At 65.0% G+C, this 24,446-nt stretch carries 23 protein-coding genes; 11 read left to right on the top strand and 12 right to left on the bottom strand.

Features of this window, described 5'->3' with window-relative positions:
• The first annotated feature begins 211 nt into the window (after positions 1-211).
• Positions 212-1,207, top strand: a complete 996-nt coding sequence (locus ACO06P_RS20015) for a Gfo/Idh/MocA family protein (RefSeq protein ID WP_420346987.1) — start codon at positions 212-214, stop codon at positions 1,205-1,207.
• Between the two features lie 2 nt (positions 1,208-1,209).
• Entirely contained in the window at positions 1,210-2,376 is a 1,167-nt protein-coding gene (locus tag ACO06P_RS20010; protein ID WP_420346986.1) for a DegT/DnrJ/EryC1/StrS family aminotransferase, read from the top strand.
• 35 nt (positions 2,377-2,411) lie between these two features.
• Here ACO06P_RS20010 and ACO06P_RS20005 read toward each other — a convergent pair whose 3' ends face one another.
• From ACO06P_RS20005 to ACO06P_RS19995, 3 genes are read right to left on the bottom strand one after another with little or no spacing between them, the layout of a single operon-like run.
• The gene (locus ACO06P_RS20005; protein ID WP_420346985.1) at positions 2,412-3,389 is read right to left on the bottom strand and encodes a succinylglutamate desuccinylase; all 978 of its coding nucleotides are present in this window, start codon (positions 3,387-3,389) and stop codon (positions 2,412-2,414) included.
• 36 nt (positions 3,390-3,425) lie between these two features.
• Entirely contained in the window at positions 3,426-4,958 is a 1,533-nt protein-coding gene (locus tag ACO06P_RS20000) for a M81 family metallopeptidase (protein ID WP_420346984.1), read from the bottom strand.
• Between the two features lie 30 nt (positions 4,959-4,988).
• On the bottom strand, positions 4,989-5,951 hold the full coding sequence (locus tag ACO06P_RS19995; protein WP_420346983.1) for a LysR family transcriptional regulator: 963 nt from the start codon (positions 5,949-5,951) through the stop codon (positions 4,989-4,991).
• A 307-nt stretch (positions 5,952-6,258) separates the two neighbouring features.
• Between ACO06P_RS19995 and ACO06P_RS19990 the strand changes: the two genes are divergently transcribed.
• The 9 genes from ACO06P_RS19990 (at position 6,259) to ACO06P_RS19950 (ending at position 15,557) form a co-directional block, all read left to right on the top strand.
• On the top strand, positions 6,259-7,863 hold the full coding sequence (locus ACO06P_RS19990) for an ABC transporter substrate-binding protein (RefSeq protein WP_420346982.1): 1,605 nt from the start codon (positions 6,259-6,261) through the stop codon (positions 7,861-7,863).
• A 105-nt stretch (positions 7,864-7,968) separates the two neighbouring features.
• Positions 7,969-8,946, top strand: a complete 978-nt coding sequence (locus ACO06P_RS19985; protein WP_420346981.1) for an ABC transporter permease — start codon at positions 7,969-7,971, stop codon at positions 8,944-8,946.
• A complete protein-coding gene (locus ACO06P_RS19980) occupies positions 8,943-9,884 on the top strand; it encodes an ABC transporter permease (protein ID WP_420346980.1) in 942 nt (313 codons plus the stop codon). Before ACO06P_RS19985 ends, ACO06P_RS19980 begins: the two co-directional genes overlap by 4 nt.
• Positions 9,885-9,891: 7 nt before the next feature.
• Positions 9,892-10,908 (top strand): ABC transporter ATP-binding protein, encoded by a 1,017-nt coding sequence (locus ACO06P_RS19975; RefSeq protein ID WP_420346979.1) that lies wholly within the window; start codon positions 9,892-9,894, stop codon positions 10,906-10,908.
• Complete coding sequence (locus tag ACO06P_RS19970; protein WP_420346978.1) at positions 10,905-11,930, top strand: ABC transporter ATP-binding protein; 1,026 nt, start codon at positions 10,905-10,907, stop codon at positions 11,928-11,930. Before ACO06P_RS19975 ends, ACO06P_RS19970 begins: the two co-directional genes overlap by 4 nt.
• The gene (locus ACO06P_RS19965; RefSeq protein ID WP_420346977.1) at positions 11,920-12,792 is read left to right on the top strand and encodes an N-formylglutamate amidohydrolase; all 873 of its coding nucleotides are present in this window, start codon (positions 11,920-11,922) and stop codon (positions 12,790-12,792) included. The genes ACO06P_RS19970 and ACO06P_RS19965 overlap by 11 nt, the downstream gene beginning before the upstream one ends.
• Positions 12,793-13,035: 243 nt before the next feature.
• On the top strand, positions 13,036-13,839 hold the full coding sequence (locus tag ACO06P_RS19960) for a TIGR04255 family protein (RefSeq protein ID WP_420346976.1): 804 nt from the start codon (positions 13,036-13,038) through the stop codon (positions 13,837-13,839).
• Positions 13,836-14,687, top strand: coding sequence for a hypothetical protein (locus ACO06P_RS19955; RefSeq protein ID WP_420346975.1), 852 nt, complete (start codon positions 13,836-13,838; stop codon positions 14,685-14,687). The genes ACO06P_RS19960 and ACO06P_RS19955 overlap by 4 nt, the downstream gene beginning before the upstream one ends.
• A gap of 12 nt (positions 14,688-14,699) precedes the next feature.
• A complete protein-coding gene (locus tag ACO06P_RS19950; RefSeq protein WP_420346974.1) occupies positions 14,700-15,557 on the top strand; it encodes a hypothetical protein in 858 nt (285 codons plus the stop codon).
• Between the two features lie 27 nt (positions 15,558-15,584).
• On the opposite strand, the gene ACO06P_RS19945 is transcribed toward ACO06P_RS19950, so the two are convergent.
• The 9 genes from ACO06P_RS19945 to ACO06P_RS19905 form a co-directional block, all read right to left on the bottom strand.
• The gene (locus tag ACO06P_RS19945; protein ID WP_420346973.1) at positions 15,585-16,073 is read right to left on the bottom strand and encodes a YtoQ family protein; all 489 of its coding nucleotides are present in this window, start codon (positions 16,071-16,073) and stop codon (positions 15,585-15,587) included.
• Positions 16,074-16,129: 56 nt separating this feature from the next.
• Positions 16,130-16,789 (bottom strand): aspartate/glutamate racemase family protein, encoded by a 660-nt coding sequence (locus tag ACO06P_RS19940; RefSeq protein ID WP_420346972.1) that lies wholly within the window; start codon positions 16,787-16,789, stop codon positions 16,130-16,132.
• Positions 16,790-16,792: 3 nt separating this feature from the next.
• Complete coding sequence (gene hydA, locus ACO06P_RS19935; protein WP_420346971.1) at positions 16,793-18,250, bottom strand: dihydropyrimidinase; 1,458 nt, start codon at positions 18,248-18,250, stop codon at positions 16,793-16,795.
• A complete protein-coding gene (locus ACO06P_RS19930; RefSeq protein ID WP_420346970.1) occupies positions 18,247-19,185 on the bottom strand; it encodes a dihydrodipicolinate synthase family protein in 939 nt (312 codons plus the stop codon). Before ACO06P_RS19930 ends, hydA begins: the two co-directional genes overlap by 4 nt.
• A 187-nt stretch (positions 19,186-19,372) precedes the next feature.
• Positions 19,373-20,686 (bottom strand): O-acetylhomoserine aminocarboxypropyltransferase/cysteine synthase family protein, encoded by a 1,314-nt coding sequence (locus ACO06P_RS19925; RefSeq protein WP_420346969.1) that lies wholly within the window; start codon positions 20,684-20,686, stop codon positions 19,373-19,375.
• Positions 20,687-20,746: 60 nt separating this feature from the next.
• Complete coding sequence (locus ACO06P_RS19920; RefSeq protein WP_420346968.1) at positions 20,747-21,631, bottom strand: alpha/beta fold hydrolase; 885 nt, start codon at positions 21,629-21,631, stop codon at positions 20,747-20,749.
• A gap of 3 nt (positions 21,632-21,634) precedes the next feature.
• Entirely contained in the window at positions 21,635-22,636 is a 1,002-nt protein-coding gene (locus ACO06P_RS19915; protein WP_420346967.1) for a homocysteine S-methyltransferase family protein, read from the bottom strand.
• Between the two features lie 157 nt (positions 22,637-22,793).
• Complete coding sequence (locus ACO06P_RS19910) at positions 22,794-23,576, bottom strand: hypothetical protein (RefSeq protein WP_420346966.1); 783 nt, start codon at positions 23,574-23,576, stop codon at positions 22,794-22,796.
• Between the two features lie 225 nt (positions 23,577-23,801).
• Positions 23,802-24,368, bottom strand: a complete 567-nt coding sequence (locus ACO06P_RS19905) for a hypothetical protein (RefSeq protein ID WP_420346965.1) — start codon at positions 24,366-24,368, stop codon at positions 23,802-23,804.
• Between the last annotated feature and the right edge of the window lie 78 nt (positions 24,369-24,446).

Raw genomic sequence — 24,446 nt, 5'->3', positions numbered from 1 at the left:
CGATGCGCCAGCCCGCCGCCGTCAGCAAAGCCGCAGCAACTCTGCAACCCGGACACAGACTTTGCTCATAAAGGCCCGGATTTGCGCCATTCCTCCGTGGACAAGCGGGGCTGAAACACGAAGAATAGGAGGTCCGACGGCTCGGTTTGCCGGGTCCGCGTTGGGTGCGTGTATCCCGCCGCAGCGGCGGGGAGAGGACCAGGAGGTCCGGTTGATTTCAGACAAGCTGCCGATGGCCGTCATCGGAACGGGCCATTTCGGCACTTACCACGCCCAGAAGATCGCCGCCTCGCAGCATGCGGAGCTGGTGGCCGTGGCCGATATCGATATCGCGCGCGCCAAGGCCGTGGGGGAAAAGCTCGGCGTGCCGGCGGTCTCGGACTTCCGCGAGCTGCTCGGCAAGATCGCCGCGGCAAGCGTCACCGTGCCGACCCAGGCCCACTTCGACGTTGCCCGCGAGTGCCTGGATCACGGGATTCACGTTTTGGTCGAGAAGCCGATCACCGACAGTCTGGCCACGGCCGATGCTCTGGTGGAGCTTGCCAGGAGCCGCGAGCGCATCCTGCAGGTGGGCCATCTGGTGCGCTTTTCCGGTGTGGCCGAGGCCCTGCGCCGCCACGTCACGCGGCCGCTCTATATCGATTCGGTCCGCATCGCGCCCTTCAGTGGCCGCAGCACCGATGTGAACGTGGTGCTCGACCTGATGATCCACGACATCGACCTGGTCCTGTCCCTGGTCGATTCGCCCATCCTGGCGATCGACGCGGCGGGCGCGCCGGTATTCACCGACCACGAGGATATCTGTACGGCGCGCATCAAGTTCGCAAACGGCTGTATCGCCACCATCACCGCCAGCCGCATCAGCTTCAAGACCGAGCGGCGCATGAGAATCTTTCAGCCCAGCAGCTATCTGAGCGTCAACTTCGATTCCCAGAGCCTCAGCATCGCGCGCCGCGCCGGCGACGGCGTTTCGGCAACCGCCGTCGATATCCGCGAGGAAAGCTACGAGGAAGTCGACGCCCTGGAGCGGGAGGTCGAGGACTTCATCGCCTGCGTGCGGGAAGGCCGGCGCCCCATCGTCTCCGGCGAAGAGGGCCGGCGGGCCCTGGAGGCAGCACTGGTGGCCACCCGCGAGCTGCAGGCACATGCACGCTTCGTGATGGAGGCAAACAGCGGCCGGGGCCTCGCCCGCAAGGTCGGCAGCTAGGCATGGCCGCGGTTCCGGATCTGTCGCCGCTGCCGCCGGTGCCCCTGGTGGACCTGCAGAAACAGCTGGCCGTGGTGGGGGATGCGATTCAGCAGCGCATGGCCGCCGTGCTGCAGGGCGGTGACTTCATTCTGGGCGGCGCGGTGGGTGAACTGGAAGGACGGCTGGCGGACTATGCCGGCGTCGCCCAGGCGATCACCGTCGCCAACGGGACCGACGCTCTGCAGATCGCGCTGATGGCCATGGATGTCGGGGCCGGCGACGCGGTCTTCGTGCCGCCCTTCACCTTCGCTGCCACCGCCGGGGCCGTCGTCCTGACGGGCGCCACGCCGGTCTTCGTCGACATCGACGACACGACCTTTACGATGGATCCGCTGCAGCTTGAGAACAAGGTGGCGGCGGTCCGCGCTGCCGGCGCCCTGACTCCCCGCGCGGTCATTCCCGTCGATCTCTTCGGCAGACCGGCGGACTATCCGGCGATCCACGCGGTGGCGCAAGCCGCGGGGCTGCAGGTGCTTGCCGATGCGGCCCAGAGCTTCGGTGCGGTCCAGGGAGACGGTCAGGAGGCGCGGCCGGTGGGAAGTCTGGCGCCGATGACCACTGTCAGCTTCTATCCCTCGAAGCCGCTCGGCTGCTTCGGCGATGGCGGGGCGATCCTGACCGACGATCCCACCCTGGCGGAGCGCTGCCGGCGTCTGCGCGGACATGGCTTCGATGCCACGGGCGAAGCCCGGCAGGTGGGCATGAACAGCCGCCTCGACAGCCTGCAGGCGGCCGTGCTGCTGGCCAAGCTGGATGTCTTCGACCAGGAGCTGGCTGCCCGTTCGCAGGCGGCGGCCTGGTACGACGAGCGCCTCCGCGACAGCCTGCGCACGCCCGAAAGCCCGCCGGACGGCCGCTCGGCCTGGGCCGTCTATTCCATCCGCACGCGCGAGCGCGAGCGGCTGCGTCAGGCCCTGCGGGAGGCCGGCATCGCCAGCGCCATCTACTACGCCAAACCGCTGCACCTCCACGAGGCCTATGCCGCTTTTGGTGACGGTGCAGGATCGCTGCCGGTCTCGGAGACCGCCAGTGCGGAGGTACTGGCGCTGCCCATGCACGGCTACCTGGACGAGCCCACGGTCACACGGGTCTGCGACACCCTGCTCGGGGCGCTGGCCAAGCCGTGACCGCGTCGCGGCCCGTCCCCTAAACAGCCCGCCCCTTAAACCGCCTCGACGTAGCGGCCGAGCCTGACCGCGGAGGCGCCCGGGTTCAGGCGCCGCGACGGCATGATCAGAACGCAGTCGTCGTAAGGGGTGGTCACGGTCTTGCCGCCGTCGTGGGCGATCACGCTGCCGGCAGCGGGAATGACCTCCAGCCCCTTGTAGTCTTCGGCAAAGCGGAACTCCTCGGTCTCGATGGTGACCGGACCGGTCACCTCGATAAAGCGCTGCCGCGGCAGGGTCACAGCGGCGAGTTCTTCGGCCGCCGCCGCCCAGTCCGGTGCGACCGCACCGGTCACCAGCAGGAAGCGCAGGGCGGTGTGGATCGCCAGCGGCCCGGCCGCCGCCTCCCAGTGCTGGCCGCACTCCATCAGCAGCGCGTTCTTGGCGCTGCCGGTCTCGGCAAAGCCCTCGTAATCGCGCATGCGCTTGCCGGCGGCATGGCCTGAGTCGCTGACGACGACCTCCGGCAGGCCGACATCGCGCGCGAGCTTGCGCCCCTTGGGCAGCGGACCCGCCATCATCAAGGGCGGCGTCTTGTGCTGCATGGAATGAATGTCGAGCAGCAGGTCGACCCCGTCCATGTAAGGCCGCACCGCCCGGGCGCGCCGCAGTTCGACGGAATCGCGCGCCGGGTCGTCCAGCGTCTCGGCCGCCCAGAGACGGTTGAAGTCCTCCTCGACGAAGCGCGAGGCGGTGGGATCCGCCGGATCGAAGCTGTGATAGGCCTCCACGTTCATGAAGCCCAGCGAGAGCGAGCCCTTCACCAGGCGCAGGTTGTTGCGGAACAGCCAGTCGAGCGCGATGGCCCCGCAGATCTCGTTGCCGTGGACGACGGCGGTGATCATGACGTGGGGGCCGGGCTCCGCCGCATCGAAGCGCGTGATGTAGTCGATCCCGGTGTTACCGGCGGCATAGGCTGTGATATCGGGCGCTTCCAGTTCGATGGGATAGCTGTCGATCACGGACTCGGGCATTGCAGGCTCCCTCTGCAGGTTCTCATGTTGTGCGGCTTATGCGGATGGATGGACAGGCGCACCCGGACTGCAAGGGTGGCGCGAAGGCGCTTCGCGCGCCAGAGGATAAATCCCGGCCGGCGCATGGCGGTAGGGCAAGGCAGCGAGGTCGGCCGTGCCCCAGTCCGGCGTGTCAACAATGACGATGGCCGCAGCCAGCGGTTCGAACACGGCCCGAAAATGGGTCTTGGAGCGCAAAAGCAGGATGTCGAGCTGCGCAAAGTCGATGCCGAACTGCTCCAGCGCGTCCAGATCGATGGCGGAGGTGCAGACGGACACGACCGAGACGGTATGCCGGCCGACACGCAGCAGCGCCGAGGGGCCGAGGTCGATCTGCCGGCCCCGGCGCATGGGGCCCGTGCCGACAAACCGCTTCTCCCCCGCCCAGAGGACCTCCGCCTCAACGGAGAGAGGGCCGCCGGCGCGCTCCGCGGTATCCCGGCCGAGGACCAGGGACAGACTTGCCCCGGCGCCGGCACGAAGGGCCGCCCGCGCCGCCGAGGGGTCCCAGAAATAGGGACAGTGGATCGAAAGGTCGGCGGCATCGCTCAACAGCTGCCGCAGACACCAAGTCGAGTTGTTCAGCCGATCCGCATGTTCCAGCACCACAACGGGGCGATCGGCCTGCAAGGCCTGCTGTGAAGCCGCCGCAATGCCGTCGGCCAGACCGTGCACCATGTCCTCGTGCAGCAGGGCGGCGCGGCTCTGCCAGATTTCCGCCGCCAATCTCTCCGCTTCGCGTTGGGCCAGCGCCTTGTCGCCGTCGGCGACCACGGCCACGGAGAAACCGAGGTCCGGCGTATCGGCATAGGCAAAGCCGCAAAACACCGAGGCATCGAGGACGCCCGGCACCTCCTCCGGCAAAGCCAGCGACCGCGCCACGAAGTCCGAGAGCGGGGCCAGCGCCGTGGCGGTGAAGATGCTCGGCAGCACCAAAGGCACCTTCACCAGGGCCACTTGCGGATCGACCCGTCCTTCGAGCTTGGCCAGCAGACAGCGGGCGGCCCGCAGGCCGGTTTCCGCCATGTCGGTGTGCGGCGAGAAGTGAAATCCGAAGAGCGCGTCGCAGAGCTCGGCAGTGCGCGGCGAGAGGTTGGCGTGAAGGTCGAAGGCGACCATCACCGGCAAGTCCGGGCCGGCCTGCGCACGCAGGGCTTCCAGCAGATCCCCTTCCGGATCGTGCCGCGTCGGCGTCGTCATGGCGCCGTGCAGGAACAGCAGCACGCCGTCGGGGGGAGCGGCGTCCGCCAGGCGCTGGAGAAGCTCGTCGCGAAATCGCTCAAAGGCCTCGTCGCTGGCCGGTCCTGCCGCCGAACAGTCGGTGTACACAAGAGGGATCGCTTCCGCGCCGCCGGCTTCGAGTCCGGCCAGAAAGCCGCCGGCGACGCTCGCGGTCCCGGACAAGGCGTCAAGAAGTGCGGCGCCGCGCCGCGCCTCGCGCTCGAAGTCCGCGACGCCTGTTTCCTCCGGCAGAAAGGAAACCGACTCCAGCGCAAAGCCGCCGACGGCGACACGCGGCCCGGCACTCATTGGGGGACGCGGCTCATGATAGAACGGGGCTCACGACGGCTCACCGAGGTAGAGGTCGGGCATGGCTTCCGCCAGATAATCGCGGGTCGTCGCGATCAACTGCTCTGCCGGGCGGGAAAACCCGCGGTCGGCCAGGTGCAGCACGCCGTAGCGGTTCACCAGACGCGGATAGAGCGGCCGGGCGACCAGACCGGTGAGCCCGCTGCCGCCCCAGGTGAGGGCATTGATGATGGCGACCCCCTGGCCGGTGCGCACGAGATCACAGATGGTGCGCGAGAGGTTGGTCTCGGCGCGCAGGCGAAAGGGCACGCCGGCACGCCGGAACAGCTGTTCGATCCGGTGGCGCGAGGAGTAGCGGCGCGTCATGGTGATCAGCGGCACCTCGGCCAGGTCTTCGGCGCGGATCGACCGCTTGGCGGCCAGCCGGTGGTCCGGTGGCAGCACGACCACGCTGTGGGTTTCGATCAAGGGAATGGTGTCGACGCCCGGATGCGTGTCCAGCAGGGACGCGAAGGCCAGTTCAACCTGGTCCCGCAACAGCCAGTCGATCATGGTGTCGGTCAGGCCGTTCTCCAGCGTCAGCACCAGATGCGGATGGCGGGCCAGGAAGCCGCCGATCAGGCCGTGCAGAACGCCCTCATAGAGCATGGGCGTGACGCCGACCCTGAGGCGCCCGACCCCATGGCGGCGCACATCCTCCGCCGAACGCCTGACCCTTTCGATGCCGTCCAGAGCGCGGCCGACATCGATGGAGAGGCGATGGGCCTCGGGCGTCGGGGTGAGCTTGCCCTTGGCGCGGTTGAACAGGGAAACCCCCAGTTCCGCCTCGAACTGCTTCAAGAGGCGGCTGACCGCAGGCTGGGTCACGCCCAGGTGGCGGGCCGCCGCGCTGACCGAGCCCGCGTCCATAACCGCATGGAAGGCCTCCATCATGCGGGCCGTGGGATGCCCCCGGCTGTCGGCTGGCCTTTGCGATTCAAGCATGGTGATCATAACATTTTGTTATATGAAAAACCGCCCAAATGGCTTGCTTTTCCTATGGCTGCGCCACCTGTCCGCCAGTGGTGATTTCGCTTTGACAGCAAGACTAGACACTCCCATTATACCCGGCAAGGTTCCGCCGTCGAGGGCCGGGTGGCCTGCGCTACACTAGCCGGCGATTGGTAAGGAGCCGTGATAAACCGCCCTGCACCCTCGCATGAGGGCGGCACGGGCCACACAGGAACAGGCGCAAAGCCATCAATGCCGACGCCTAGCCTTTTCGCCGCGTCTTGAGGCTACGTCTATGGGGAACGAATTCATGCGAAAGAGCACTCTTTTGTGTGCGGTGTCGCTGGCCGCAGTCCTGGCCACGCCGGCCGCCGCGCAGGAACTGACCATCGGTCTGTCGTCGGAACCTTCGGCGCTGGACCCGCACTACCACAACCTTGGGCCCAACAACGCCATGCGGCGGCACATGTACGACTCGCTGGTGTTGCAGGACGAAAAGCAGCAGCTGCAGCCGGGCCTGGCGACCTCCTGGAAACCGGTCGACGACACCACCTGGGAGTTCAAGCTGCGCGAAGGGGTCACCTTCCACGACGGCTCGCCCTTCACGGCGCAGGACGTGGTCTTCACGGTCTGCCGCATTCCGACCGTGGAAGACAGCCCATCGTCCTTCACCGTCTACACCAAGGCGATCACAGACATGCAGATCAAGGATTCCCACACCTTGATCCTGAAGACCGCCAAGCCCTATCCGCTGCTGCCGGTCGAGGTGTCGACCTGGGGCATCCTGTCGGCGACGGCCAACGGCGCCACCGGCGACATCGGCTTCAGCCCCGAGGGCTGCACCGGCATCGACAGCTATCCAAAGACCCAGGCGTTCAACGACGGCTCCAAGGCTTTCGGAACCGGGCCGTTCAAGTTCAAGGAGTTCACCCGCGGCGAGAAAATCGTCCTGGAGCGCAACGAGAACTACTGGGGCACCAAGGCACACTGGCAGACGGTCACCTTCCGGCCCATCACCAGCAACGGCCCGCGGGTCGCCGCCCTTCTGGCCGGCGACGTCGACATGATCGACAGGCCGCCGCTCCAGGACCTGGAGCGCATCGAGAGCGAGGGCTTCGAGGTCTCCCAGGGCCTGTCGAACCGGGTGATCTACCTGCACTTCGACCACGAGCAGGAGCCGACCCCGGGCATCGACGGCACCGGCGGCAAGAACCCCTTCAAGGATGCGCGCGTGCGTGAGGCCGTTTCCAAGGCGATCAACCGAGAGGCCATCGTGGCGCGCATCATGGGCGGCGTGGCCGTGCCGGCGGGCGAGTTGCTTCCGCAGGGCATGTTCGGCTCCACACCGGGCGCCGCGCACGACAGCTATGATCCCGATGCGGCCAAGAAGCTGCTGGCCGAAGCCGGCTACGGCGACGGCTTCAAGCTGGTTCTGGGTTCGCCCAACGACCGCTACATCAACGACGCGCAGATCGCCCAGGCGGTGGCCCAGATGCTGACCCGTGTCGGCATCGAGACCGAGGTCGACGCCATGACCAAGAGCACCTTCTTCGCCCGGCGCAACAAGTACGAGTTCAGCCTCTACATGGCGGGCTGGGGCTCGGGCACCGGCGAGATGTCCTCGCCGCTGCGCGCGCTGGTGGCGACCCGCGACAAAGACAAGGGCATGGGCGGCACCAACCGGGGCCGCTACTCCAATGCGGAGCTTGACGCCCTCATCGAGGAAGCGCTGGCAACCGTCGACGATGACAAGCGCGAGTCGATCCTGCGTCAGGCGAGCCAGAAAGCGATGGAGAACTACGCCATCCTTCCGCTGCACTACGAAGTGACGCCCTGGGCCTACCGCAAAGGGCTGAGCTACACGCCGCGGACCGATCAGTACACCATTGCCACGGGCGTCAAGCCCGCCGGCTAAGGCTGTGTTATGACCGCAGGGGGCGGGGCAGACGGTCCCGCCCCCTGCGGCGCATTTATGCGACGGGACAGGTCCCACCCGATCATGCTCTAAGGGGCAGCGCCGATGCTGGTTTACTTTCTTCGCCGCCTGGGCCAGAGCCTCTTTGTCATCACCGCCATGGCGGTGCTGGTCTTCATCGGCGTCTACGCGATCGGCAATCCGATCGACATGATGATCTCGCCGGATGCGGATCAGGCCGAGATGGAGGCGGCGATCGCCCGCCTCGGCCTCGACAAGCCGCTCTGGGAGCAGTTCTACATCTTCGTCATCAACGGCCTGCAAGGCGACCTGGGCAACAGCTTCGTCTATGCCACGCCGGCCGTTGAACTGATCATCTCAAAGCTGCCGGCGACCCTGGAGCTGGCCTTTCTTGCATTGCTGTTCGCCATCTTCCTGGGCGTGCCGCTGGGCATGATCGCCGGGCTCAAACCGAATTCCATAGCCGGCAAGACCATCATGACCGGCTCCATCATGGGCTTCAGCCTGCCGAACTTCTGGCAGGGCATGATGCTGATCCTGCTGTTCGCGGTGATCCTGCGCTGGCTGCCCTCCACCGGCCGCGGCGACACCGTCGATCTCTTCGGCGTACCGGTCTCCTTCCTCACCTGGGACGGGCTGTCCCACATGCTGCTGCCGGCCATCAACCTGGCGCTCTTCAAGACCTCGCTGGTGATCCGCCTGGCGCGGGCCGGCACCCGGGAGGTCATGCTGCAGGACTACGTGAAGTTCGCCCGCGCCAAGGGGCTCTCCGAGCGCCGCATCGTGCTGGTGCACATCGCCAAGAACATCATGATCCCGGTGGTGACGATCCTGGGCCTGGAGTTGGGCAGCATGATCGCCTTTGCCGTGGTCACCGAAACCGTCTTCGCTTGGCCGGGCATGGGCAAGCTGCTGATCGACTCGATCCAGGCGCTCGACCGGCCGGTGGTCGTGGCCTATCTCATGCTGACGGTCTTCATCTTCATCCTCATCAACTTCGTGGTCGACATGCTCTACTGCGTGCTCGATCCGCGGGTGCGTCTCTCGGAGGCCAAGGCATGACCGACGCCGCCAAACCCACCGGCGTGCTCGCCGAGAACGAAGTCCTGACCCCGGGCCGCTGGCGGGGATCGCCGGCCGCCCGCTTCGCCGCGGAGTTTGCCGCCAGCCCGGTCGCCGTCGCCTCCCTGATACTGGTGGTTTTCCTGGCGCTGCTGGCGATCTTCGCCGACTTCATCACGCCGCAGGACCCCTACGACCTGCTGCAGCTCGACATCATGAACGGCGTCCTGGCGCCCGGCGAGACGACCTTCGACGGCAGCCAGACCTTCTGGCTGGGCACCGACCCGCAGGGTCGCGACATGCTCTCGGCCATCATCTACGGCCTCCGCATGAGCCTGGGCGTCGGCGCCATGAGCACGGTGATCGCGCTGACCATCGGCATGTCGCTGGGCGTGCTCGCCGCCTACTTCGGCGGCAAGGTTGACACCGTGATCATGCGTCTGGTCGATCTGCAGCTTTCCTTTCCCACCATCCTCATCGCGCTGATCCTGCTGGCCGCCCTGGGCAAGGGCGTCGACAAGGTGGTCATCGCGCTGATCGCCATTCAGTGGGCCTACTATGCGCGCACGGTGCGCGGCACGGCGCTGGTCGAGCGGCGCAAGGAGTACATCGAGGCGGCAACCTGCCTGGCCCTTTCGCACCGGCGCATCGTGTTCAATCACCTGCTGCCCAATTGCCTGCCGCCGCTTATCGTGGTGGCTACGGTACAGGTGGCCAATGCCATCGCGCTGGAAGCCACCTTGAGCTTCCTGGGCCTCGGCGTGCCGATCACCGAGCCCTCCCTGGGCCTGCTGATCGCCAACGGCTACGAGTACATGCTCTCGGGCAAGTACTGGATCTCCTTCTTTCCGGGCATCGCTCTCCTGGTCACCATCGTCGCCATCAATCTCGTCGGCGATCAACTGCGCGACGTCCTGAACCCGAGGCTTCGACGGTGAGCGGCCGATGAGCGTGCCAACGACAGGAGGACGGGGCGAGCCGACGCTTTCGGTCCGCAACCTCAAGACCCACTTCTTCACCAAGGAAGGCGTGGTCAAGGCAGTCGACGGCATCAGCTTCGACGTGGCGCCCGGCGAAGTCCTGGGCCTGGTGGGCGAGTCCGGCAGCGGCAAGTCCATCACTGGCTTTTCCATCCTCGGCCTCGTCGACCAGCCGGGCCGCATTGTCGACGGTCAGATCCTGTTTCAGGGCCGCGACCTCGTGCACCTTCCCGAGGAGGAGCAGCGCAAGCTGCGGGGGTCCAAGATCGCCATGATCTTCCAGGACCCGATGATGACCCTCAATCCGGTGCTCAGGGTCGACACCCAGATGACCGAGGCGGTGCTGGCCCACCGCGATGTCTCCAAGGAGCGGGCGCTGGATATCGCGCGCGAGGCTCTGGTGCGGGTCGGCATCGCCGCGCCGGACGAGCGTCTTGCCTCCTACCCGCACCAGTTCTCCGGCGGCATGCGCCAGCGCGTCGCCATTGCCATTGCCTTCTTGAACGAACCGGACCTGATCATCGCCGACGAGCCGACCACGGCCCTCGACGTGACCATCCAGGGCCAGATCCTCTATGAGGCGCAGAACCTCTGCCGCGATACCGGCACGGCGCTGATCTGGATCACCCATGATCTGGCCGTGGTGGCCGGTCTGGCGGACCAGATTTCGGTCATGTATGCGGGCAAGATCGTCGAGCAGGGCAGCGTCGACCGGGTGCTCGATCAGCCTGCACATCCCTATACGTCCGGCCTCATCGGCTCGGTGCCCGGGCGCAACCAGCGCGGCGAGCGCTTGTTCCAGATTCCCGGCATGACGCCCTCGCTGCTGAACCTGCCGGACGGCTGCGCCTTCCGCAGCCGCTGCCCCCATGCCGATATCGCCTGCGAGGAGGAACCTTCCGAACAGCGCATCGACGACGGGCGTCTGGTGCGCTGCGTGCGGCCCCTGGCGGGCCGGCCGCGCGACGGAGAGGCGGCATGAGCGAGGCCCTTCAGCAACAAAGCGCCGCCGCAGCGCCCATCCTCACCGCCGAAGAGGTCAGCAAGCGCTTCGTCAAGACCCTCGACCTCGCCGGCAGGATCGCCCAGCGCCTCGGCGCGGACATCCGCGAGGAGACGGTCCATGCCGTGGACGGCGTCAATCTGGCGATCGCGCCGGGCGAGGTGGTCGGGTTGGTCGGCGAGTCCGGCTGCGGCAAGTCCACCTTCGGGCGCATGGTCGCCGGGATCCTGCCGCCGAGCGCAGGCAACCTGACCTTCGACGGCAGGCCGATCTGGCAGGACGGCAAGCCGGTCTCCCGCGAGACGGCGCTGGCCGTACAGATGATCTTCCAGGATCCCTTCGCCTCCCTCGACCCGCGCATGCGCGTGCTCGACATCATCGGCGAGGCGCCCAAGGTGCACGGCATGATCGCGCCCAAGGAGATGGACGACTACGTCGCCGACGTGATGCTGCGGGTCGGCCTCGATGCCGACTTCCGCCGCCGCTATCCGCACCAGTTCTCCGGTGGCCAGCGCCAACGCATCGGCATCGCCCGGGCGCTGGCCGTCAAGCCGCGCTTCCTGGTCTGCGACGAGGCCATCGCGGCCCTCGATGTCTCCATCCAGGCCCAGGTCATCAACCTCTTCATGGATCTGCGCGAAGACCTGGACCTCACCTATCTCTTCATCAGCCACGACCTCTCGGTGGTCGAGCACATCTCCGACCGCATCGTCATCATGTACCTGGGGCGCGTGGTCGAGGTGGCGCCCACCGACGAACTCTTCGAGCAGCCCAACCATCCCTACACCCAGGCCCTGCTGGCCGAGGTGCCGCGCATCGACCTGCGCAAGCGCGCCTACACGCCGGTGAAGGGGGAGATCCCCTCGCCCCTCGATCCGCCCAGCGGCTGCCATTTCCACCCGCGCTGCCCCTTCGCGACGGAGCGCTGCGCGCGCGAACGCCCGGTCCTGAAGGAGATCGCCCCGGGCCGCCTCTCCGCCTGCCACCTCAATGACGGCTGAGCCGGCGCCGGAGACCGCAGCGCCGCCCTTCGACGACCGGGCCTTCGATTTCACCGCTGCCGGGCGGCCTTCCCCTGTCCTGATCGACTCGCCCCATTCGGGCCGTGTCTATCCGGAGGACTTCCGCACCGCCGTGCCGGCGCTTGTCCTGCGCGGCGCCGAGGACTGGCTGGTGGATATGCTCTTCGGCGAGGCCCCGGCCCAGGGCGCCGGGCTGCTCGCCGCCCGCTTTCCGCGCGCCTATATCGACCCCAACCGCCGCCTCGACGACGTCGACCCGGCGCTGCTGGACGGGCCCTGGCCGGAGCCGCTCGATCCCGGCCCCAAGACCGCGCTCGGCATCGGCCTCTTCCGCGCAAAGACCGGCGACGGCAGCCCCCTTCTCGACCGGCCGCTCACCGTCGCCGCTCTGCGGGCGCGCATCGAGCGCTGCTGGAAACCCTACCGCCGGGCGCTGCAGGACCGGTTGGATGCGGTCCATGCGCGCCACGGCGTTGTCTGGCATCTCAACGTCCACTCGATGAAGTCGGTCGGCACCGCGATCACACCAGATGGTCCCGGGGCCGAACGCCCGGACATGGTGCTGGGCGATCTCGAAGGGCAGAGCTGCGACCCCGCGTTCACCGACTTCGTCGCCGGGCGCCTGCGCGCCCTCGGCTACAGCGTTTCGGTGAACGATCCCTACAAGGGCGCCGAGATCCTCCGTGCCCACGGACGACCCGCCGAGAACCGCCACTCCCTGCAGATCGAAATGAAGCGCGCGCTCTATATGGATGAAAAGACGATTACCAAGACCGAGGGCTTCGAGCCCCTGCGCGCCGACCTCAGGCGCTTGGTCGCCGAGATTGTTGCCTGGACGTAGTGTGGTCGATCGCACTTTGTGGGCAGTATGAGTAGATTTGGAACCTGCTTGGGATCATCCTATGGGCGTCGAAACGACAGAACATCGCAAAACCAACACATTATAGTGTGAGCTTTTTAAAAACCGTAGATTGCAATACATTTGCATGTGGAAAACTTGTGGATTTGCTGTTGGCAAGGTTTATTTCACATTCTATTTCACATAATGTGACGGCGAGCGATCTGGATCAGGAGTCAATGTGGAATGGGCAGAATTCAAGAAGATCCCTTATTCGGTCCAGCACCACAGCAAATCCCGCTACTAAATGCACCTCTTACTACGGTGCTTTGCCAGGTTCGCTTTACGCATGTCTTTGCAGCATCAAACCAAAGTTCTATTGCTGATTTTCATGAGAGAATTCGCAACGAATTTCCTATTGCTAAAGAAGAACAGAATATCTCACTACAGGTAAGTGGGTCTGTTCCACAAGCAAAGGTAACACCAGTTTGGCGCTTCGAGGATGATTTGAGGAAGTGGCGAGTGTCACTAACCACTGATTTCATGAGCTTAGAAACGAAAGCGTATGAATCTCGTCAAGATTTTAATGATCGCCTTGGTTTCCTTCTTAAGGTAGTATCCAATGTATTCAGCCCAAGCCGCGTAACTCGTGTTGGAGTGCGTTATGTGGATCACATCAAAGATGAACCACTTACCAGACTTGGAGACTTGGTTCGACCTGAGTTAGTCGGATTTTCAACCTCAGAATTACATGAGCATCTTGTTAGAAGTCTGAATGAAACCCTTTGCGAAGTGGAAGAAGGTTACCTCTTAGTGCGTTGGGGATTGATGCAGGAGAACGCAACACATGACGCAGTTATGATGCCTGCAGTTCCTGAGAAATCATGGATGTTGGATCTAGACGCATATAAGGAGTTTCCCGACCAACAAACACCCTTCAATGGTGAAGAGGTTCAGGGCGTTGCTCTTGCATTAGCTACTAGGGTTTACGCATTTTTCCGTTGGGCGGTGAAAGACGAGTTCCTTAGAACCTACGGAGGCGATGCGTGAACAATCTAGCCCTCCTGGACCCATCTGACGATGATGGGCAGTTTGTCTCTTTGAGTGACAGGGGGACTTCGAACGCCAGCACCTCCGAGCATGTCGTGGTGCCGGTTCAAATCACGTTACCCAGCATTAGGGGTTTTGCGACTGATCGATCTGATTCTGAGTTTGGTGAAAGCTGGCAAAACCTGCTGTTTCTCGTAAGCACCGCAACACAAACATCTTCAGACTCTGAGGTTTTCGACAAAGAGTTCTTTGAAAGGCTCTGTAAAGCGTATGTCGAAGATCTCTATGGCGAATCCGAATTGATCACCGCTCAGCTTGAAAAGGAAACAGAGTTTGAAGTAACCGCGAACCAAGAAGTTAGTGGCTCAACAACACGTTTGCGGCTTATTGAGCTCCGGCGAATTGCCGGACTGACTTGGGACGAGCTTGCAAAGCTGCTGAACGTTGAGAGAAGGTCGCTCCACAACTGGTCAGCAGGAAAGCCGATTAGCAAAAAGAACGAAAAGAGTGTTGCAGATACGCTCGCCACTCTTCGATATCTTGATCGAGGGATGGTGCATTCTAACCGTGACCTGCTTTTCTCATCAACTCCTGACGGAAGAACCGTCTTCGAACTGATTGCTACAGACCAATTCGATGAAGCAAGACGCATCGGCGGAAAAGGCAAGGGACGAGCGAACTATCCAAAGACTAGCGTGGATCAGGAATGGATCGAGGCTTATGGGCCGTTGCGACTCAGCGACAGACTTGCCGAACCAATCAATGAAGATGAACAACAATTAGGCTCTGCGGACAAGCCCGCTTCAAAACCTGTTCGGCAGCGAAGGGTTCCTGTCAAACGAAGATAAGGTTGCTAAGGTTTGACTACCCTGTCGGAGAACCAAGGAGAGCAAGACGAGTTTGCGGGTCTCTACGAGTGGAGACAGGGTGACTATGTTGATGGCATAGATGGCTTCACTTTCTTTGACCCTGCCGAAAAAGGCTCGGATCTGCCTTATGCTGCCATCGAGACAACCCACGTAAACGAGCGAGAAGTTATTGGGCTAGTGCTGATTTCGCAAACCTGCGACATAGTCATTAGTCCAGACAGCGATCCTGATCGCAGTTATGTCACTGTAAGCCCTCTTGTCCGATTAGCTCCTTCCGCGCTAAGCGAAATGCAGCGGGGCGCAAGCGCAAAGTTTGCTAGAATTGAACACCATACAGAGGAGCTAGTAGCAGCAGACCTAGGCTGCACAATGTGTGTCAGTAAGCGGCTATTGCTAGGTTGGAATCGGCATCCCGGCTTCAATGAAGAACAATCAAGGATTAGGTTCGGCAAGGCCGTTGAGCGCAAATTCGGCCGATTTGCATTCCCAGATGACTTTGCCAAAGCTTTCCAAAAATTCCACAAGCATGTTCGTTCCAAGCACTCAAACCCAAACTCACCTATGGCAGACATCTATAGATCAATTCGAGAGATCCGGGTTCGTGCTGCCCCACGCTGGGACGCTCCACACAAAACTTTGGCGGTATTCATAGTCTTAGAAGACCAGTCGAGGATGCTTGTATCAGCAGAGAAGGTGAGGACAGAGATTCAGGAGCAGCTAAGCAAAGTCATTTTGCCCGAAGGCTACGAGAAGAACGAACCATTCGAGTTTGTGGACGACGCTCGAGCATTCGAAGCCCAAATGATCTACGAATCCCAACCGCTCGATTTCGAAATTCTGTCTTACTAAGCAGGGCAGTCTCTGTATATAGCTTCCCTACTCCGCCGCCAGGCTGCCGCTGCGGCCGGGCAGTTCGCCGCGGATGACGTAAGCCAAGGTCTGCACCACCTGCTGCGGGGTTTCGCAGACCGCCAGGGCGGCGCCGTCGACCTCCTTCAGGGCGTGGGTCAGGGCCGGATCGTGCAGGGTGATGAGCGCCTTGCCCAGCGCGGCGGCGGTGCCGGCGTCGAAGGCGGCGTTCCACTGTCGGTACTTGTCGCCGAAGCGCACCACCACCACGTCGGCCTCGCCGATCAAGGTGCGGGTGCGGATTGCGTTCATGCGCGAACCCTTCTGGTCGCGCCAGAAAGGCTTGTCCTCCTCGCCCAGGATGACGGCACCACAGTCGTCGCTGTCCGCATGCACGGTCACGGGCGCATCCAGGCGCACCGGCAGCCCGACGGCAGCCACCCCCTCGGCGATCTGTTCGCGCCAGTCGGTGTGGATCTCACCGGAGAGATAAACCCTCCAAAGCCGCTCGCTCATGTTTCCGGTCCTCTGATCTGACTGTTCTAGGGAAGCTGGGCCGGGTTCTAGCACAGTCAAGCCCGGCGCGCCTCCTCCAGACTCGCCAGCGCCGCTCCGGCGGCCGCCCGGCAGGGCTCGATCACCGGAATGCCGAGGGAATCGGCCAGATCCGCCGGATAGCCGGCCATGCCGGCGCAGCCCAACACCAGGACATCGGCGCCGTCGCGGTCGCGCAGGGCGCTGCCGACCTCGACCAGGCGCGCGAAGGTCCGGTCACGGTCCTGCAGGTCCAGAACGCCGAGATCGAGAGGCCGGCTCTCGGCAAAAGCCTCGCCGAGGCCAAGCGTGGCGACGTAGCGGCGATGACGGACGGCGGAAGCCTCCAGGATCGCAAGGATACCAAAGCGCCGGCCCCGGGTCAGGGCCTGGCGAAAGGCGCTCTCGGCGATGCCGAAGACCGGCTTTTCCATCTGTGTCCGCGCGGCCGCAAGGCCCGGATCACTGAAGCAGGCGATGACCGATGCATCCGCCGCCTCGGCCTTCAGCCGCGCCAGCATCGGCGCCACCACCCCGTCGATATGATCCTGGGTTTCAATCGCCGGCGGCCCCTCTTCGAGCGTCACGCAGTCGATGGCCGGACCGTCCGTCCGGCGCAGGTCGTCCACCGCCGCACTGATCCCCTCCGTCACCGCAACGGTAGAGTTGGGATTGACGATGACGATGCGCTTGGACAAGGCCTACAACAGGTCCGCGCCGAAGTTGCGGGCCGGATCGAGTTCCGGCTCGCGGGCGCCCGGCGCGGCAATCTCCGGCGCCCGCCTGATGTGGTCGCCGGAACCGCGTTCGGCGTTCAGTGTCTCGTCCTCGACGATGACCCGGCCGCGCGAGACCACGAACCGCGGCCAGCCGGTCAGGGTCATGCCCTCGTAGGGCGTGTAGCCGGCGTTGTCGTGCAGCATGTCGTAGGTGATCGTCCGCTTCCAGGTCGGGTCCCAGAGGGTGAGGTCGGCATCGGCGCCCACGGCGAGACTGCCTTTGCGCGGGTGCAGGCCGTAGATCTTCGCCGGGTTGGTTGCCGTCAGCGCGACGAACTCATTGAGGCTCAGCCGCCCCTTGCCGACGCCTTCGGAAAACAGCAGCGGCAGGCGCAGTTCCAGGCCCGGCACCCCGTTGGCGAGCTGCTTGAAGGTGGCGTTCGGCCCGTGTTTCAGCTTGCCGGACGCGTCCATGCGGTAGGGCGCATGGTCGGAGGAAAAGACCTGGAAGGTGCCGTTCCGCAGGCCCTGCCAGATCGCGTCCTGTGCCGCCTTGTCGCGCGGCGGCGGGGAGCAGCAGAACTTGGCCCCCTCCATGCCCTCGCGGTCCAGATCTTCCGCCGTCAGAAAGAGGTACTGCGGGCAGGTCTCGCCATAGATCTTGAGGCCGGCGTTGCGCGCGGCGAGGATTGCCGCAGCCGCCTCCGGCGCCGAGACGTGAACGATCAAAAGCCGCGCATCCACCAGGCGCGCCAGTTGGATCGCGCGGCTGGTGGCCTCGCTCTCGGCGATGCGCGGATGGCTGACGGCGTGGTACTTCGGCGCGCCGTAACCGCGGTCCAGCAGGCGCTCGCTGATCCAGGAGATGACCTCGTTGTTCTCGGCGTGGACCATGGTGGTGGCGCCGTTCTCCCGCGCCACGCAGAGCACATCCAGCATCTGCCGGTCGTCGATCTTCAGCAGGTCGTAGGTCATGTAGACCTTGAAGGAGGTGTAGCCGTCGGCGATGAGCGCCGGCAGCTCCTGACCCAGCACCTGCGCCGTCGGATCGGAGATGATGAGGTGAAAGGCGTAGTCGATGACGGCCTTGGGGGCGCAGCGTTCCTCCGCGTCCTTCACCACCTCGCGCAGCGACTGGCCGCGGTGCTGGGCAGCGAAGGGCAGAAACGTGGTGGTGCCGCCGAAGGCCGCCGACACGCTGCCGGAATGGAAGTCGTCCGCCGTCCAGATGCGCGTCGACGACATCTGCTCCACATGGCAGTGGGCATCCACCCCGCCCGGCAGCACCAGAAGACCGCCGGCGTCGATCACCCGCGCCGCCGTGCCGAGATCGGTTCCCAGCGCGGCGATGCGGCCATCCCTCACCGCGATATCGGCGGCGAAGGTCTCGCTGGCGGTGGCGAGCGTGCCGCCGCGGACGATCAGATCGAAATCGCTCACGCCGCGAGGCCGAGGGTGGAGCGCCGCGCCTCCATGCGCGCAATGAGATGGGTGAGTTCCGCCGCGTCTTCTGCGGATAGTGTGGGCCCCGGCGCGCGGACCTTGGCCGAGGCGATGGCGCCGCGGCGGCGCAGCACCTCCTTGCGGATGGCCAAGCCCAGGCCCGGCTGCAGCTCATGGCGCACCAGGGGCAGGTAGGCATCGAAGAGGTCTTCCGCCGCCTCCGCCTTGCCCGAAGTGAAGAGGTCGTAGACCTGCACCAGCATCTCCGGATAGGCGAAACCGGTCATCGCGCCGTCGACCCCGCGCGCCAGTTCCTGCGGGTAGTGGATGCCGCCGTTGCCGACCAGAATGGAAATGCGCCGCCGCCCGTCGCGCTCCGCGCTCCGGCGCAGCCCGGTGATCTTGGCGAGACCCGGCGCGTCCTCGTGCTTCAGCATGACGAGCTGCGGGTGGCGCTCGATCAGGGTGTTCAAGGTCTCCACCGAGATCGGCACCGAGGTCGTCTGGGGATAGTCCTGATAGACCAGCGGCACCTCGGGGCCCAGGGCTTCGCAGACCTGGGCGTAGTAGTTCAGCAGCTTGGTTTCGGTGTTGAGGCCCGGAAAGGGCGCGACCATGACGCCGGCGGCACCCTTTTCCATGGCGGTGTGGGCCAAGCGCGCCAGGTTATCGAGGCCGGGATTGGAGACCCCGACGATGACCGGCACCCGCCCGGCGACCCGCGCCAGCACGGTGGAAAGGAAGGTGACGGACTCCTCCGCCGTGAGTTTCGGCGCCTCCCCCATGATGCCGAGGATAGTCATGCCGTGGACGCCGGCCTGCAGGTAGAAGTCGGTGAGGCTCTCGGCGCTGGCCAGGTCCAGTGCCCCGTCCTCGGCGAAGGGCGTCGCCGCGATGATGTAAACGCCTTTGGTTTCCTCTGAAATGCGCATGACCGCCCTCTTCCGCCTGTATTGCTTGCCAACCGGACGCCAGAATTGAGGACCGGGCGAAGCACGTCAAGGGCAGGAGAAGAATGGGGCGGCCTCTGCGCGAGAGGCCGCCCCGGAGTGGGCTGGGAGGTAACGAGAAAACCAGGGTCCGGGCCCGATCCCTCGAGCCCGGATCTCCGTCAGGCGGTCAGGCCGCCCGGGCGGTGCCTTTGACAGCGGCGGTCAGGGCCTGGTCGAGGTCGGCCAGGATGTCGTCGATGTGCTCGATGCCGACGGAAAGGCGCAGGTAGCCCGGGGTCACGCCGGTGGCGAGCTGTTCCTCCGGCTTCAGCTGCTGATGCGTCGTGCTGGCCGGGTGGATGGCCAGGGTGCGCGTGTCGCCGATGTTGGCGACGTGGTAGATCATCTGCAGGGCGTCGATGAAGGCCGCGCCGGTCTCGGTCGTCGCGTCCTTGATCTCGAAGCCGACGAGGCCGCCCTTGCCCTCCGGCAGGTAGGTCTCGGTGCGTTCGCTGCGGTCCTCCGGCGTCATCCCGGGATAGATGACCCTGGCGACGCGTGGATCCTTGGCCAAAAAGTCAGCCACCGCCTGGGCATTGCTGCAATGCTCGCGAATGCGCAACGAAAGCGTCTCCAGGCCCTGGATGAAGTTGAAGGTGTTGAAGGGGCTGAGCGCAAGGCCAAGGTCGCGCTGCAGGGTACAGCGGGCCTTCACGATGTAGGCGACCGGGCCCAGTTCCTTGGTGGCTTCCGTCCAGACCGCGCCGTGATAGCTGGGGTCCGGCTGGTTCAGCAGCGGGAAGCGCTCGGCGTGCTTCACCCAGTCGAAGCTGCCGCTGTCGACAATCACGCCGCCGATGGAGTTGCCATGGCCGCCGATGTACTTGGTGCAGGAATGCACGATGATGTGGGCCCCGTGATCGAAGGGGCGGCAGATGATCGGCGAGGCCGTGTTATCCATGATCAGCGGCACGCCAAGCTCCTCGCCGATGGCCGCCACCTCGCGGATCGGGAAGACCTGCAGCTTCGGGTTCGGCAGGGTTTCGGCGTAGTAGGCGCGGGTCCGTTCGTCGGTGGCGCGGCGGAAGTTCTCCGGATCCTCGGGGTCGACGAAGCGCACCTCGATCCCCATGGTCTTCATGGTGTTGGCGAAGAGGTTCCAGGTGCCGCCGTAGAGATCGGTCGAGCTGACGATGTTGTCGCCGGCCTGCGCGACGTTCAGCACGGAAAGCGTGGTCGCCCCCTGGCCTGAACTCAGCGCCAGCGCCGCCACGCCGCCTTCGATCGCGGCGATGCGCTGCTCAAAGACGTCGTTGGTGGGGTTCATGACCCGGGTGTAGATGTTGCCCATCTCCGAAAGGTCGAAGAGCCGCGCCGCATGGGCCGAGTCGTTGAACTGGTAGGAAGTAGTCTGATAGATCGGAACCGCCACCGCATTGGTGGTGGGGTCGGCGCGGTAGCCGGCGTGGAGGGCAAGGGATTCCGGCTTCATTGTGGTCATAGTCTGGTGTCCTCTGTTCTGATTGCTCTTTGTTGGAGCGGCCTCTCGGTTGCGAAAAATTCAGGCGACGAGCGAGCCCGCCAGCGCTGAAGGAACGGACGGGATGCGGCGCTTCTCCGCCCGTTCCATGTGATAGATCACCGCCGCGTTCACGGCCGTGGTGTGGGTGACCGGCGCCATGTGTCCGGCCCCGAAAATGCGCGTTGCGCGGACGTTGCCCGCGGCTTCGATCAGCAGATCGCCGATCTGCCGGGTGACATCAGGGGAACGCTGCCCGCAGATCACCTGGATGGGGAAAGTCAGCCCCGCCAGATCCTCCAGCAGCCAGGTTTCGCTGAGCACCGCCTCGAAGTTTCGCAGCACCGCCTTGGCCTGGCGCGCCATAGTCTGGCGGCGCGGCAGATCCATGCGGTGCCAGGCCCCTTCGCCGGACCAGAAATCGATGAAGGCGCCCATACCGTGGGCGGGCCAGCCTGCCGCCACCGCCCCGCGCACGCGGTCGCGTACGCCGATGATCTGCCGCTCCAGCCTGGCGCCCGGGCCGCCGGCCTGGCGCAGCAGGTGAAACAGAACCGGCTCGATCAGGGTCAGGCTGCGGACGCGTTGCGGCGCAAGCAGAGCCAGCTTCAGCGCCACCGCGCCGCCATAGGAGTGGCCGACCAGGTGGAACGCCGTACCCGGCACACCGGTCTTGGTCAGCAGCCAGCGCGCCTCGGTTTCCAGGTCGGCCGCGTGCATCAGCGTGGCGGACTCGGCCGCGGTGCCGTAGCCCGGCAGGTCGGGGGTCAGCACGTCCCGCTCCCAGGCGAGGTTCTGTACAAGCGCCTTCCACTGCCCCCCGAGCGAGGCAGAGCTGTGCAGGGCCAGCAGAGGCCAGCGAGGGCCGGCCGCGCCGCCGATCTGAGGGTGGAGGTCCGTATCGTGGTGGTAAGCGGCGCCGGTCATGAACTAAGCGGCCTTGGCCGTGGTGCAGGCCCTGCAGATCGCCGTGATGTGGCGATGGTCGGTGCCGCAGCAGCCGCCGAGCACGGTGATGTGCGGCATGGCACCGCGCAGCGCGCGGATCTGCTGACCGAGTTCGTCCGGGTTGCCGTCGTCGAGATCTTCGGCCTCGTCCAGCTCGGCATGGCTGAGGCAGGAGGCGTTGGCGCGCAGCCCTTTGATCCGGCTGACCCAGGCTTCGCCCGGCTTCAGGGTTTCATCGAAGTGTGTCGGATGAGCGCAGTTGATCATGAAGTATGCGGGACCGTTACCGGTCGCCGCGTCGACTGCCTCGATCGCATCCATCAGGCTCTGCCCCGACGGCAGACGTCCGTCGGTCTCGACGGTGAAGGAGATCACGACCGGCATGCCCTCGGCCTGTGCCGCCCGCGCCAGGCCGATCGCTTCGTCGACGTAGGTCATGGTGATGGCCGTGACCATGTCGGCCTCGGAGCGGGCAAAGGCGGAAATCTGTTTGCGGTGGTAGGCTTCCGCTTCCATCGCAGTCATCATCCTGCCCGGGTCGTAACCGTCACCGCGCGGCCCGACACAGCCGCTGATCACCATGGGCGCGTCCGGACCTTCGAAGTCCTCGCGCAGGGCAGCAAGGAAGGTGATGGAGTCGCGGTTGACCTCCGCGATATCCGCATCCGAGTACCCGAGCTTTTCGCCCCAGTCGGAAGAGGCACGCCAGGTCGGGCTTTCGAAGACAAAACCGAGATCGTTGGACCGGGCGATCTCGGCGTAGCGGGAGAAGTAGCGGCGCAGGGCGTCGCGGCCCTCGCGCTGTTTCATCAGATCGAAAGCGGCGAAGTGCGGCAGGTCGAAGCCGTCGTGAAAAATCAGGGTGGTTTCGATTCCACCATCGGTCAGGAACAGACCGCCGTCCACCTGCGGCAGCTTGCCGCGGTACTTGGCCTGACGCCCGACCGGGTTCGGGCCGTCGAGCAGGGTCTGGGTTACAGCCATAGGGGGCCTCCCGGTTCGGAAAAGCAGATGACTTCCGGCGACGGGAGGGCACCCTAGCGGCGGTCTATTTCTCCATGATTTCGCGAATCAGAAACAAAGGAAATGAAGGAGCCGCTCTGGTGAAACGAAGCGGAAACGAGGAAATTGCCCTTTGAATTCAGGAAATTGCCTCGAACCTCAAGGTTTCCTCGGCGGCGTCCAGGGATCCGGAGCAATCGATCCTGCGCGTGTCGCCGGCCAGCTTGTCGTAGGACGGCGCGCGCAGCGAGACCCGCAGGTCGATCACCTGCAGCAGCTTGGCCCCGGTGTCCTCGAAGCGGCTCGTCCAGAAATGGCCGCTCGGCTGAAAGGCACTGCCCAGATACCAGCTCGCCGCGTCCGGCCCCTGCGGGGCATCCGCCACAAGGGCGCCCACCAGGCGGCGGAACTGGGCGACGCAGCCTTCCGCTGTGCGCGCTTCGGCAGGAACGAAGAACGACGCAGACAGACGGATCCGTCCGTCGCGCCAGCGATAGGTGGCGCTGCTGCGCGGCGCCACGCTTGCATAGTCCTCTTCGCCCAGACGCTGGCTGGCGCGGTGAAGATCGCGCTCCAGATTGGCAAGTCCCCAGTCAAAAAGCGTCAGGGGCTCCCGCTGCAGCCGGCGCAGGATGTCGTTGCCGCGTGCGGATCGTTGAGGAGTCGTGGGTCGTTGAGGAGCCACGGGCGCGGCATCGTTGCCGGACGTTTCGGCAGGTGCCGCATCTGCCGCTGTCGCATCGGCCGGGGTCGCATCGGCCGGGGTCGCATCGGCAGGAGTCGCAATGGGGGCCGGAGTCGCCTCCGGTCTCCGCTCCTGCGCGGCCACGGCGACCGTCCAGCAGACCGAGGCAAGAAGCAACACGGTCCAGATCAGCTTCGGAGCCAGAACTCCTAAACGCACGCCTACCGCCACCGCCATCGCGAGTCACTCCGCAGACCTGACAGGACAGGAGCTTACCACGCGGAGCGCCGTCGCTGCCACGCTGTCGCGATGACACTCCTCGAGAGGAAGCCCAGGCATCAAGAGGAGACCCAGGCGCAGGCAGGATAGGGAACGGGAACCGCGCGGTCCCGGAGGGCGCCGCGGACCAGGGCGTATCGGTCGGCCCGCGCAGCTCAGCCAGCGCCGATCAGGCCGCGCGGGTCAGTCGGCGCCGAGACCGTCTTCGGGGGCCGGCGCGTCCAGGCCTGGTTTCGCGCGCGGCGCACAGCGTGCCTGCAGAACACGCTCATCCACGCGGGCGATGACGTAGAGCACGTGGTCGACGACACCTTGCGGTGCTTCGCCACTGGTAAAGGGAAAAGCACCCCGGAACACCCTGAGGAACTCCCGGCCCTTCAGCGGAACATTACTGTGCGAGAACAACGGCCCTTCGCCATCCACCAGCCGGGCCAGTTCCCGCAGCCGCTCGGCCACCGCCGCCGGCGGCAGGCCGTCGGCGAAGGCCTTGCCCTCCGAGTTGCCGCCGAAAATCTCGGTGCAGCCGGTGCCGCAGAGCGCGTAGTGCCAGGACTGCGCCAGCGCCGGATCGGCGGCCGGGTCGCGCTTGAGCAGCAGCAGCCAGGGCAGCACGGCCTTGTGAGCGGCCGGATCGAAGCCCGACCAGGGCAGCGGCCCGCGTCCTTTCGCGGCCTCCTGCCAGCTGGCGGCGAAGACCGCGACCGGATGCTCCGGCGGGACCTCCGCCAGGCTCACCGGGCGATATGGCATGTCACATCAATCTAGAGTTGCTTTGCACACCCGAATGTGCGCCGCGGAGGGTAAAGAATTGATGAAAAAGGAAAGAGC

The organism is Pelagibius sp. (assembly GCF_965227505.1).
Classification (GTDB): domain Bacteria; phylum Pseudomonadota; class Alphaproteobacteria; order Kiloniellales; family Kiloniellaceae; genus Pelagibius.
Note: the sequence above shows the minus strand (reverse complement) of the source record. Positions and strands in the feature narration are given on the sequence as shown.